At 42.2% G+C, this 13,021-nt stretch carries 9 protein-coding genes; all 9 read right to left on the bottom strand.

Annotated features, from left to right (window positions below):
- Window positions 1–14: 14 nt before the first annotated feature.
- On the bottom strand, window positions 15–710 hold the full coding sequence (locus tag R8806_RS03145; RefSeq protein ID WP_151411470.1) for a DUF4843 domain-containing protein: 696 nt from the start codon (window positions 708–710) through the stop codon (window positions 15–17).
- Between the two features lie 12 nt (window positions 711–722).
- Window positions 723–2,219 carry a RagB/SusD family nutrient uptake outer membrane protein gene (locus R8806_RS03140; RefSeq protein ID WP_124317781.1) on the bottom strand — a complete coding sequence of 499 codons (1,497 nt, stop codon included), beginning with the start codon at window positions 2,217–2,219 and terminating at the stop codon, window positions 723–725.
- A 12-nt stretch (window positions 2,220–2,231) separates the two neighbouring features.
- Window positions 2,232–5,609, bottom strand: coding sequence for a SusC/RagA family TonB-linked outer membrane protein (locus R8806_RS03135; protein WP_124317782.1), 3,378 nt, complete (start codon window positions 5,607–5,609; stop codon window positions 2,232–2,234).
- Between the two features lie 85 nt (window positions 5,610–5,694).
- Window positions 5,695–6,861, bottom strand: a complete 1,167-nt coding sequence (locus R8806_RS03130) for a FecR family protein (RefSeq protein ID WP_124317783.1) — start codon at window positions 6,859–6,861, stop codon at window positions 5,695–5,697.
- A 41-nt stretch (window positions 6,862–6,902) separates the two neighbouring features.
- Window positions 6,903–7,502 (bottom strand): RNA polymerase sigma-70 factor, encoded by a 600-nt coding sequence (locus tag R8806_RS03125; RefSeq protein ID WP_229782889.1) that lies wholly within the window; start codon window positions 7,500–7,502, stop codon window positions 6,903–6,905.
- A 663-nt stretch (window positions 7,503–8,165) separates the two neighbouring features.
- The gene (locus R8806_RS03120) at window positions 8,166–8,387 is read right to left on the bottom strand and encodes a DUF2795 domain-containing protein (RefSeq protein WP_009135471.1); all 222 of its coding nucleotides are present in this window, start codon (window positions 8,385–8,387) and stop codon (window positions 8,166–8,168) included.
- A 160-nt stretch (window positions 8,388–8,547) separates the two neighbouring features.
- Window positions 8,548–10,335 carry a chloride channel protein gene (locus tag R8806_RS03115; RefSeq protein WP_124317122.1) on the bottom strand — a complete coding sequence of 596 codons (1,788 nt, stop codon included), beginning with the start codon at window positions 10,333–10,335 and terminating at the stop codon, window positions 8,548–8,550.
- Between the two features lie 20 nt (window positions 10,336–10,355).
- Complete coding sequence (locus R8806_RS03110; protein WP_124317121.1) at window positions 10,356–11,468, bottom strand: DUF4831 family protein; 1,113 nt, start codon at window positions 11,466–11,468, stop codon at window positions 10,356–10,358.
- A gap of 4 nt (window positions 11,469–11,472) precedes the next feature.
- Complete coding sequence (locus tag R8806_RS03105) at window positions 11,473–13,008, bottom strand: NAD(P)H-hydrate dehydratase (protein WP_229782888.1); 1,536 nt, start codon at window positions 13,006–13,008, stop codon at window positions 11,473–11,475.
- Between the last annotated feature and the right edge of the window lie 13 nt (window positions 13,009–13,021).

Raw genomic sequence — 13,021 nt, 5'->3', positions numbered from 1 at the left:
TTATCAAACTATTATTACTCCAAACCTAACACCGGAACTGTCATGGGTTGCCCGTTCTCGTCTATCGTTTCCGGTTCCCCGCGATGGTCAATCAGGTATTGCTTAAATTCCAAAGCATAAGCTCGTTTCTCGCTGTCGCTTGCCCCCGTCAGGTCAGCCTCTGTCACTTGAAGGAATAGAACAAATTTCTTCTGCGAGTAAGTTCCCAAGTAATATTGTTCCACGTTAGAATCCCACCATTCCGGCCGATCAACGGTATTCGAAAATTGGATAATAGCCACAGAATTCTCCAATTTACCTATCGCTAAATCAGAAGTCGTTTCCAAACGAATCACGAGTCTTACCTTCTTACTATCCAGATCGCTCGTTTTGTTTAGGCGAATATAACAGGTATCATGGTAAAATCCTTGACGAATAACCGTCTTCTCCGGCAGAGTGTAGTGTTTGGTTTCCGCCGTGGAAAGTTCCTCATCCACGTATATTTTATAAGTTAAATCCCGATCTGCATCCTGTCCGGCAATCTTCACGGCAACCGGAAGGTCGTAATATTCATCATATGGATGATAGATAAACGTGAAAATAGTAGAATCGACCGTCGCATTTTCAAATTCGATATAATGCCTTCCCGTGTTATACGTGGGAATTTCCCTTTTATCACACCCTATCGATAAAAGGGCCAATGCTAATATGGTTAATATTTTATTTTTCATAATTCCTATTCTTTATTGGATGATGGTTTCACTGTCCGGGAGTGGTATCACGTATTTTCCACCACTCATGTCAATCGGGTATTCCCCGTTGTACATATCCCTATTCAGTCGTTTATACAAGTAAAAAGTCTGCCCTTCAGCAATGGATTCACGTGTGGCATCCATGTACATTCGATCCAGAAATTCATCCTTTGTCAAGGAAGTATTTAATTCGGCCGCACCTCTAGCTATTTTCAAGGTATTGAGTAAATTAATTGCCCGTGGTAAATCCGTCTCGGCCAAATACTCACACATGATGTAATATATCTCGCTCATACGCATAACAGGCAAAAGAGGATATTGATACTGTATATTCCATAAAGCACTGGCATCCGTTACAGGAACCCACTTCAAGGAATACCCGGTCTCGTGAAGCAAATAACGATACCTAAAGTCAGCCAAATCCCCCGTAAACAAATTCGTTCTGTTCTTAATCGGGAATTGTGAATAAGACGAATAAAACGATTGGAACCAGTCATTATAAACGTCAAATATTTTCGTGTTATAAAAAGCCAATAAAATATCATCAAATAACTTACATCGGCGATATTGAACATTCGTGTTACTGATATTCCCCTCGGGAGTAAAACGATACCAACCTTTTTCACTTTGGAAACGATACACTTCTTGAGCATATTGATAAGCCATCGCCCGATCTCCCTTGTATTGATAAGCTCTAGCTAGCAAGGCCGTCGCTGCAACATAATTCATACGAGTTCCCCGGTATGCAAAAAAATCACCACCAAGAGCCGTACCTGTTACATTACCATCAAAACGCATACTCGCACTTTCCATCATTTTATAGTTATACAATGTATCGTTATAAGCCAATAGCCGTTGTGCCTGTTTCAGGTCACTGATAATACTATCCAGCACCACGGATGTTGGCAGATGGGTCGGGTGTGAAGTCAAATACACCGTTACATAAGGAACATAAGCCGCATCATCTCCCGTTACAGGAGCCGGGGCAAATAACCTCAATATATCGAAATGCATCAATGCCCGAAGCCCTTTCGCCTCCCCGATAAGAATATTTTTCTCGTTTTCACCCTCGTAGAAAAAGTCGTTCCCGTGTGCCTCTGTATTCTGGATAAGCACGTTACAATTAGCGATGGTATTATACGCTTTTTCCCAAATAGCTTGAGTGATACTTTTGATATTATTATGCTCATAATTATAATTTATAGCATTACCGAGAAAATAATATTCAGGGTACAAAGCTAGCCAAGAAGGGACTTCATAATTCTGACCGAGCAAACTAATAAAACCAAACGAAAGGTCCTGCCCGTAAAGCGATGTTCCGGACAAGTTCCGGTAAATACCGTTTAGTGCTGTCCTGTAACCATCATAGCTGGAAAATAAATCTTCTTTAGCAATCTCGTTTTCCGGTTCCACTTGAAACCAATCGGAACAAGAAGAAAGGGAAAAGAGTAACAAACCGGACAATAATATATTTTTATACGTTTTCATAAGCGAATGATTTTAGAAACTAACACTTAAACCCAAATTAAAGGTACGGGCAAACGGGTAATCCAATCCTCGTTCCTGCTTAATAGAGGAAAATGTACCCAAATCGTTCGTACTAGCCTGTATTCGAAGGACATCCAACCCGATACGTCTCACCCATTCAGGATTGAATTCATAGGATAACGAGATCGAATTGATCGTGAACTCGTTATTATCCTGCACGAAACGGGAGGTCGACTGGGTGGTCAGCTTCCGATTGGCAATATTCTTTAAAGGTGTGACATCACCCGGCTTTTGCCAACGTTGCGTCAATACCCGTTTATCCGCATTGGACGAAGATAAATCAACACATTCCACTTTACCCAACAAGGTTGAGTTATATTGTTGCCCTCCGAACTCGTACATGCAACTCGTGTACAGGGTCAAACGTTTCCACCGAATATTGATCCCGAACGATCCTTGCCCTTTGGGTTCTGTATTTCCGATAATCTGCTGCTGGGATGATAACCATTTCCCCGTGACATTCCCTGAACGATCTACAAATAATTCCTCCCCATCCGCAGGATTAATTCCCAATGATTTCATCCCGTAAATAGCTGTTAAGGAACCACCTTCTTCATATTTTAGGAACGGTTCGGATTTTTCAGCCGAATTCGCGTATGCCGTATGTTGTAACGTTAAATAATCATCCACACGTTCATTATACGCTTTCAAAGATTCGGATATTTTCATCAATCTCCCCTCGTTACGAGCGAAATTAATGAAAGCATTTACTCCAAAATCCTTCGTATTAAGAATGGTAGCACTTAAACTAATTTCATATCCCCGATTACGAGTTTCCCCCATATTATCCTTGTAGGAAGTGAAACCGGCTGAAGACGGAATGGTAACATCTGTAATCATATCCACGGTCTGACGGTTATACCATGAGAAAGTTAAACTGTACTTGCTTTGGAAAAAACTAAGATCAAAACCGATATTCGTCGTGTTGGTTTTCTCCCAAACGAGCTTTTCGTTTCCAATACCTTGCAGGGTAGCCCCGACACCCGTGGAATACCAGTCATCAAAAAGAACCTCGTAAGTATCACGTGCTGCATAAGGAGGATAGTTCACCTTACCGGTAGCACCATAGGTTCCGCGAATTTTAAATTGATTAAGCCACGGGAGAGCCTTCATGAACTTCAAATTGTGAACATTAATACCACCACCAACCGACCAGAAAGACCCCCACTGTGAATCGGAACCAAACTCGGAAGAACCATCAAAACGAATAGACACATCCCCCAGAATAATATTATCCCAAGAGTAGTTCCCGGAAATAAAGATTCCCATTAAACGGGTCTTGTTATCCGCACCGGAAGGTTTACTCACGATCTCCTTGGCGTGTCCTATCGTGTGTAAAGCTGCTGAAGGAAATCCTCTGTATTGAGACGATAAACTACTCGTTTGATTCTCTTGAGCGTTTATACCCAAGGACAAATTCAAATAATTCTTCCCGATCGAATTATTATAAGCCAAAAATGCGTTCACGTTCCAACTAAAATTGTCCGTACTGCTAACAGACAAATCCCCACGAGTAAAAGGATTATCTTGAGAACTATACTTTGTTGATAAAGGGTCCGTGAAATTATTGTCTTCTGTATCACTTTTCGTAACAGAGAATTGACTTTGTAATTGGAGATGATCGCTGATAAACCAGTAAAAACTCAGGTTATTCGTTAAATTCGTGGATTCTCCACGACTAAAGTTACCTAAAGTTGCCTCGTAAAGAGGATTCGGAATACCGGTAGCCAAGGTTTGTTTCAGTTTCCCGTCCTCATCATGTATGGCATAATAAGGCTGTTGTTTCGTGTAGTCACTAAACGAGCCATAGGGAGAATCTGATGATTTGGCAAGGTCGTATGACACATGGTTCCGAATCTGTAACTTGCCCACTCGATAATCAACATATACCCCAACACTCATACGATTACGATAAGATTTTTTCATAACTCCCCCCTCATGACTATAGCTCAAGTCTGCTCCGAACCGAAACCCTTCCGTTCCCCCCGATACATACAAACTATGAGAGTGATTAAATTGATTTTGCAAAGGTTGTGACATCCAATCGGTATCAACACCCTGTGTAATATAGTTTTTCTTCATGACATAAGCCGTCATATCATTAGCCTTGGAAAGATCGTACAAACCAGACAATAGTTCGGCCTCTAACTTTTCTTTCGCATTCATCAAGTTATAATCAGAAAGATCAGGAGCCGTCAGAGAAGCATTGAACGTGTAAGATACCTGCAATTTACCCAATTCAGGGGTTACCGTTTCGATCACAATAACACCGTTTGAAGCACGGGAACCGTACATGGCTGTCGCTGCGGCATCTTTCAAAATCGTGATATTGGCAATCCTGTTCGGATCCATATCGTATATTTTCTGGACATTCACCTCGTAACCATCCAGAATAAAAACGGGCAAATTGGGATTAGTTGTCAATGAAAATTCTGAAACACTCCCTCCCTGTTGTGCTTCAAGAAGATCAAGCTGTTTCACCCCATCCATTCCGGTACGCCCACGAATATAGAACTCCGGTAACGCATTCGGGTTTGACCCCATCTCGTTATTCTTCACAACACGCAACGAAGGATCAAAAACCTGTAACACGTCAATCACGTTTCTCGGAGAAATCTTCAAAATATCCTCCTTTGTCACCGTCGTGGCTGCACCTGTAAAACTCTCTTTCCGAATATTAGCATATCCGGTCACAATCACCTCGTCTACGCCCACCGTTTCCGGCTGCATCACAATCCGCATCGGTTTCGGGGTCGGTAATCCCAACACTTTATGCACCTGTTTTTTCATTCCCAGAAAAGAAACCTCGATATAAATCTCGTCGTCCATAGGCACGACTAACCGGAACTTACCGTTCACATCGGTTGCTACTCCGGTTGTCGTTCCCTGTAACACGATTGTGGCCCCGATAATAGGCATCGAATCCCTTTCCAAGACTGTTCCCTCGATGACCACTTCTTGTATTGGCTTTCTCGCTTCTTGACGCTTTACCACGATAATCTGTTCTCCGGAAACCCGATACGTGTACTCCTTACCTTGGAATACCCGATCCAACACGTTTTCCACCGTCTCGTTCTTCACGCTGATCGTGATCTTCCCCATCTCCTTCTCCTGCGTGTCGTTATAGAAGAACTTGAAAGAAGTCTGTTTCTTTATCTCCTGAAACAACTCGGAGAGAGAAACATCTTTCAGCTCCAACGTCACCCGTTGTGGCTCCACCGGATCACCTTTCACTGAAAAGAATAAGAAACTTGTCCCAAAAATTGTCAATAAAACGACTCTACAGAGAAATTTTAATGACAAAGACAACGAATACTTGTTTTTTTTCATAATTTTGTCATGTTAAGTTTATTAATAAGTAAGGCTTAGCGCAAAGAGCATCGAATAGTGTTGGTCGCACGGATGCTCTTTTTTGTTACCTCTTCAGAATAATTCGATCCTTATCCATCATGTAAGTAATATTCAAATTTGTACACAGTGACTCGATTGCCATATGAATATCTTCCCGGTCGAACTCCCCGCTAAAAGATTGGGTAAATACAAGTCCGGTCTCGTTCACGATCGACACTCCATACCAGCGTTCCAGCTTCCAGACCACATCCCGGAAAGCCTCGTTATCAATCACCAGTATACCGTCCTTCCACATCACTTTCCTCGCGGCATCCACCTCGTTCACCTTGATAGTGCCACTCTTCGTGTTAAACGTGAATTGTTGATTAGGCTTGATAACAACAAAACGACTGCCAACACCGACGCGCACGCTTCCTTCCACCAACGTCGCGCTCACCTCATCCCGGTCCCCGTAGGTGTTCACCTCAAAACGGGTTCCCAACACTTCCGTGGTCAACTCCCTTGATGCCACCACGAACGGGCGGGTCGAATCCTTGGCCACTTCAAAATACACGTTTCCCCGGGCCTCGACTTCCCGAATATTTTTACCAAAATAAGCCGGGTAACGCAAAGCACTTTCCGAATTAATCCATACCTTGGTTCCATCAGACAGCTGCACTAGAAAACGCTCGCCTGCCGGAACAATAATTTGATTATAGCTCAATTCTTCTTCTTCGATTCCCATCGAATCTTTTAGCCTATACACGATTCCCCGATGATCCACTTTATTAATACTGACCCACTCTCCCGCCACCCCCGACAGGTTTAACGAATCACCAAGTATGATCTCTTTGTTATCAGCCAACTTCAAAATAACTTCCCGTCCCGAAGAAACGACATATTTTTCACCCGAAGAAACCTCCGGAACATCTTTCCGTAACCAGAAGACAGAAGACAGGATCATCAATAACACTGCCGCAACCGAACCTATCCTCCACATCAACGTCACACGCATTTTCGATTTCAGAGATTTTTCCATAAACAGACGGTAATCTCTTACCCCCGCCTCCAGCATTTCCGGGCTTGCGTGACTTCCCGCGGAAAAATTCCATATTTTCTTGAACTTCTCAAAATACACCCGATTTTCCTGCCCCTCCATCCATTTCGAGAAATATCGTATTTCTTCCGAACCTGCCCGGTTTTCCAGTATTCGGACCAGTAATTCTTCTATATTGATTTTTTTATCGTCCATCTTCTCGTGCTTTTATACACTAAAGACAGCCGAGGGAAACTTTACCCCCAATGAGAAAATGAAAAAAATAAAATAATTTGTAACAACCAGTCCAGTTCGTCTCGTAACTTACTCAATGCTATTGACATATGACGTTCAACCGTTTTTTCCGAAATATTCAGTTTTTCGGCAATTTCCCGGTTTTTCAACCCTTCAATCTTACTCAACACGAAAACTTCCCAACATTTCTCGGGTAAAGTTGCGATGGCCTCTTGAACAGCCAGCTCTATATCCGATTTCCACAAAGCCTCTTCCGCCTCGGGGGATTGTATCACTGTAGAGAAGTAGAAATCAGTCAATTGTTCCTGCTCGTACTTTTGGATATTTTTCTGATGAGCCAACGTATTCAAGCTGCCATGATAAACTGATTTAAAAAGATAAGCTTTAATAGAAAGAGAAATATTCAACGCATCCCGGTTTTCCCATATTTTATAGTACACCTGTTGCACCACGTCCCGGGCCGCCTCCATATCATTCAGCAAACGATCGGCATAATTCAGCAACGCGTCGAAGTACGTGGTGTATATATCTACAAATGCAGAGATTTCACCACGCCTCAATAACGTTAACATTTCCCTATCTTCCGAATAATCCACAACCATGTACATTCATTCTTTTATGCAAATATAAAAGATTAAATTAAACTTTTTATTAAAGGAATTAAAAATATATTCGTGCTGGGCGAACAGCAAGAAATGGTAACCTCCACGAAGTTACCATTTCTTATATACATTTATCTTCCCCTCCTTCTCAACTAGATAAATTTTCCCATTTTTTTGAAAAAATAATCTTTATTATTTAGCACAACTATTAATACACTGATTTACAAAACAATATATACAAAATCTACTCAAAAGCACATCATTCCCACAAATTCTATAAATATAAGGCATCAAGTGTAACAAAATGTTATAAAATTATGACCAAATTCTTATCATCATGTTACCCGCTCCCATTCCGCTCCCATTCCTCCCCTATTCCGCTCCTATCTATATAATAATATATTATACTTACATAGTAAATATTAACATGCTAATAAGTATATAATAATAATCTGATGACATGATAAACACGACCTGTGAACTTTATCAAAACAGTTCATACATTTATCTTTTTATGAACCTTCAATGTCAAAAATGACAATCCTCATACATGAGAAAAATAAATATCCACGCCCAAACAATAGGAAAATTTCACGTTGCCATATAAAACAACGAACCACCCCTTGCGGAGTGGTTCGTTATCTTTTCATTTACCCGAATAAATCAATACTCGTCCTCGTTAAAGAAAAAGTCATCTTTACTCGGATAGTCTGGCCAAATATCTTCAATACTTTCAAATATTTCTTCATCATCCTCGATATCCTGAAGATTTTCGATCACTTCCATAGGTGCCCCGGAACGAATGGCGTAGTCTATCAACTCATCTTTTGATGCTGGCCAAGGCGCATCTTCCAATTTAGAGGCAAGTTCTAGTGTCCAATACATAGTTATATCGTTTTTAATGTAATTTCTTATTTTTGCCGCGAATATATAGTTTATTTCTAATAATACAACTTCTTTTTTCTAATAAGAAGTTATTTAGACACATTAAATCTAATGTATCGCCATAAATAACGCAAAACGATCTAAATTGTTACACTAAAAACTATTCATCATCGGAGAAATGAATCAACACTTTTCGATACGTGTTGAATATCTTCGCTTTAGAAACAAAACCAATATATTTATGATCTTGAAGGACGGGGAGGTTCCACGCTTTCGAATCCTCGAATTTCTTCATAACAACCTCCATCGAGTCGTTGATGTCAATCACCACGGAAGGCGTTGTCATGAAATCCCGCACGTAGGTTTTCGAATACAATTCTTGATTAAACATCACTTTACGAATGTCATCCAGCAAGACAATCCCCAACAATTGCTGGTTGGAATTCAAAACAGGGAATAGATTCCGGCTCGATTTGGAAACCACCTTTACCAGATCACCTAATGTCGCCTCCACCTCGATCGTCTTAAAATCCGTTTCCACCACCTTGTTCAATTTCATCAAAGTCAACACGGCTTTATCCTTGTTATGAGTCAACAAGTCTCCCTGCATGGCTAAACGACGGGCATAAATAGAATAAGGTTCCATCCCTTGGCTAGTCAGGTAAGAAATAACCGAGGTCAGCATCAAAGGTAGAAATAAGGCATAACCTCCCGAAATCTCGGCAATCAAGAACATGGCTGTTAACGGGGCCTTCATGACACCGGACATCGTTCCCGCCATTCCCGCCAAGACGAAATGACTGGGTTCCACGATACGGATTCCGCTCATATTAATCAACATCGCCAACAAATACCCGGCAACACCACCCGTGAACAAACTCGGAGCAAAAACACCACCAACACCCCCACTACCATTGGTTAAGGCCGTGGCAATCACTTTTACGAATATCAACCCAACCACGAAAAGGATCATCATCCAGGCACTATCCCGAAAACCGAAGAAATAGGTATTATTCAATAACTTATCGGAATGTCCGGCCATCATGTCATCCAAAGCCGTGTACCCTTCACCGTATAGAGGAGGAAACACGAAAATAATGACACCTAACAAGGCTCCACCGATGGCTATTCTTTTCCACGTTTGCTTGATACGCTCCAGAAATTGTTCCACCCGGAGATTCATCCGAACGAAATACACGGACAACACTCCGGCAAAGATGCCCAGTACAACATAATACGGGAAATTAGCCATCACGAATTTATCCGTGATCTGGTAGGAAAACACGAAACCATCCCCCATGAGGAAGAACGTAACCACATACGAGGTAATAGCCGTGAACATCAACGGTACCAACGAGGCCATCGTCAGATCAAGCATCAACACCTCCATCGTGAATACAATCCCGGCAATCGGGGCTTTAAAGATCCCGGCAATGGCACCAGCCGCTCCACAACCAATCATCAAGGTCATCACCTTGTAGTTCATCCGAAACAAGCGTGCCAGATTCGAACCGATGGACGCCCCGGTCAACACGATGGTAGCCTCCGTCCCGACCGATCCACCAAAACCGATGGTCAGGGTACTGGCAATCATCGAGGTATAGTTGTTGTGCGGCTTGATCATACTGTTGCGACGGGAAATAGCATACAATACCTTTGTCACACCATGACTGATTCCCTCTTTCACGAAAAATTTTACAAATAATGTCGTCAGCAATATTCCGATAAAAGGGTATATAAAGAAGAGCAAGTTACCACTGTCCACCTGCATCCGTTCCGTGAAAAACATATGTGTAAAATGTACCATATTTTTCAGCACAACTCCCGCCAAGCCGGTAACGATACCGACCAGAATACTCAACATGACAATAAATTGCTTTTCCTTGATGTAACGGACCCGCCACACCAAAAATTTACCCAATAACCCCTTTTCGTTAATCGCCGCCATGATCTAAAAGTGTATCAAACTTATTTTTTCATTATACCTTTTATCGAACCATATTGCGGGTAGAAATCAATGGAAATACCTTCGTTGTTGATGACATCCAAAGGGAATTGCTTGATGAATCCGAGTTGTGGAATGACACTCCGAACAGTCATCACGGTCTCTTTTCCTTTCAGCAAGCACAAATCGGCAACAGCCGGTTCACGATAAGATAGAGACGGAACCGGACGGGAATTCCCAGCCTGTTGGGCATCTTTCTTCGGAACATAGATATTTTTCAATTCTACAATATAAGGGATAGCAGACACGTTGTTTTTTGCCGTGATCCCGTCGTTCGCAGAAAAACGGAACAAAACGATCGATTCATCGGCTTTTTCCGGAATAAAAGAGATGGTTTTAACCACTTCACGGGTTTCCCTTTTTCCCATGAACAAACTCATGTAATTTGCCTCAAGTTCATCCAGAGCTTTTAAAGCCTCTGCCGTGGCCGAACCTCCGGCCAATAATTCCAATCTTTTTTTACGAATATTGAATATCTCTGACGTGATCTCATCCACGTAATCTTTATTTTCTTTTAACACGTGACGTTCTATCGGGTCCCATACCCGGCGCATCTCTCCTTCAACTTCCATCTCCGTGAAATTGGAATCAAGTACTTCCTTCTGGGTAGAACGAATACCGAAATACACGTAATTAATACCTGTCCCCACGCTTTTCTCTTTTTCCTCGTAAACAATCTCTTCGTCACGAGTTCGGTTCGTGTTGCCACTTCCCACACCGGCTAAAAAGCCTTCAGGAGTTACATTCAACAAAATAGAGTTATATTCTCCGATAGCATTCACGGTATAAGAAGCTTTCGGATCAGGCAAGGCCCGCGGAATAAATTTGATATTCTTAATCGTCCACTCTTCGCCTTCACTCGTGATCTCCGGAGAAACACCTAACTGTTGTTCGGCATATTGCCGGAAAGGCCCCGGAATCAAACGACTACATTCCATCGTAATAACCACGTCGTAACTGATCTTTGGTAAAGTATAATCAACTGACACCTGCGTGGTCAACTCTCTCTTTTTCTGTCCCGAAACAGACAGGGATACTAATCCCACTAACCCGATTATAAAAAATAACTTTTTCATCTTTCTATCGCTGTTTAGCCATATTATATGTTTCCATCTTTTTCCACACCCAACCCAGTTTATCAGCAATGTCCCCGGCACGTGTTCCTCTCATTCCCTGCTCCTCTGCAGCCAGATCTCCAGCTAAACCGTGGGCATACACTCCAATCATAGTTGCATCTAATGGAGAATGACCACTTGCCAGTAAAGCGGCGATAACACCCGTCAACACGTCCCCCGCTCCTCCTTTAGCCATTCCCGGGTTACCTGTCATGTTAAAGTAACATTCACCCTCCGGGGTAGCTATTATTGTATGCGCACCTTTCAGCACGACATACACTTGGTGTAGACGTGCAAAGGTGCTTAATTTATTTAATCTATCAAAATCATTTACACTTTTTCCTGCTAATCTTTCAAATTCTTTCGAGTGAGGAGTCAGCACTGCTCCATCCGGAAGAAGTTCCAGTAATCTTGAATCCGCTGCCAACAAATTCAAGGCATCTGCATCCAACACGATCTTTCCTCGCCACACGGATAATAGTTGACGAATTCCTTCTGCCGTGACAGGTGAAGTCCCGATTCCCGAACCAATCCCGACCGCTTGGAAACGGGAAAGATTGTCTACACCGGAAAAACAAAATTCATTCCGATCCACTTCAACTAATGCCTCCGGCACGGAGAGATGGATCATTTCTTTCAACTTACGGGGAACATGCACGGAAAGCAGTCCCGTTCCGGACCGAATAGCCCCCTTGGCTGCTAACACGGCTGCCCCCATCATGGAATAAGAGCCTACTATTAATAAGGTATTACCCAAAGTCCCCTTGTGGGAAAACTTTGCCGGAATCAATAATCGGGATGTAACGACTTCTTCTGTCAGATAATAATAAGTAGCAGGATACTCCCGCAAGATAATCGGGTGTAAACGAATATCCAGCACTTCCCAATGTCCCACGTAAACTACATTTTCCGGGAACATAAAGGCTAACTTAGGAAATTGAAAAGTGAACGTGTAATCAGCCTTTATGATCGCCCCGTTATTTTCCCCGTTATCCTCTCCCATTAAACCGGAAGGCATATCTATTGCCACAACCGGATGGGACAAACCATTTATCCGACGAATTATATCTCCCAAAAATCCCGTTACCGGACGATTTAACCCGGCCCCGAAAATGGCATCCACCAGCACGCTATTTTCGTCCGGCTGCAAATTATCCGGATTTTTCACCTCAATATAACATCCTCCCATATTAATGAAACGTTCCCTGTTCACGGCACAATTCGGAGAGAGATGATCGTTTTCATGCAGACCGAAAACCTTGACATTCAATCCGTTTTGATATAACAATCTTGCCACGACATACCCGTCTCCCCCGTTATTTCCGGAACCGGCCAGAATGTTAAAAATATGACTATTGGGGAAAAAAATCAATAATTTTTCTGTAAAAACAGTAGCCGCCCTCTCCATCAAATCTAACGATGTTACCGGCTCATTCTCAATCGTATATTTATCCAATTTTTGTAAATCCGATGTCTTGAAAATTTTATTATTCTTCAACATGACGATAGGTTTC

Origin of the sequence: Butyricimonas faecihominis (assembly GCF_033096445.1) — a bacterium.
Classification (GTDB): Bacteria; Bacteroidota; Bacteroidia; order Bacteroidales; family Marinifilaceae; genus Butyricimonas; species Butyricimonas faecihominis.
The sequence above is the reverse complement of the archived record's forward strand: the minus strand, read 5'-3'. Positions and strand labels throughout refer to the sequence as shown.

Coding starts and splice junctions, on each gene's coding strand:
- R8806_RS03145 (WP_151411470.1), bottom strand. CDS start 710: ATGAAAAATAAAATATTAACCATATTAGCATTGGCCCTTTTATCGATA.
- R8806_RS03140 (WP_124317781.1), bottom strand. CDS start 2,219: ATGAAAACGTATAAAAATATATTATTGTCCGGTTTGTTACTCTTTTCC.
- R8806_RS03135 (WP_124317782.1), bottom strand. CDS start 5,609: ATGAAAAAAAACAAGTATTCGTTGTCTTTGTCATTAAAATTTCTCTGT.
- R8806_RS03130 (WP_124317783.1), bottom strand. CDS start 6,861: ATGGACGATAAAAAAATCAATATAGAAGAATTACTGGTCCGAATACTG.
- R8806_RS03125 (WP_229782889.1), bottom strand. CDS start 7,502: ATGGTTGTGGATTATTCGGAAGATAGGGAAATGTTAACGTTATTGAGG.
- R8806_RS03120 (WP_009135471.1), bottom strand. CDS start 8,387: ATGTATTGGACACTAGAACTTGCCTCTAAATTGGAAGATGCGCCTTGG.
- R8806_RS03115 (WP_124317122.1), bottom strand. CDS start 10,335: ATGGCGGCGATTAACGAAAAGGGGTTATTGGGTAAATTTTTGGTGTGG.
- R8806_RS03110 (WP_124317121.1), bottom strand. CDS start 11,468: ATGAAAAAGTTATTTTTTATAATCGGGTTAGTGGGATTAGTATCCCTG.
- R8806_RS03105 (WP_229782888.1), bottom strand. CDS start 13,008: ATGTTGAAGAATAATAAAATTTTCAAGACATCGGATTTACAAAAATTG.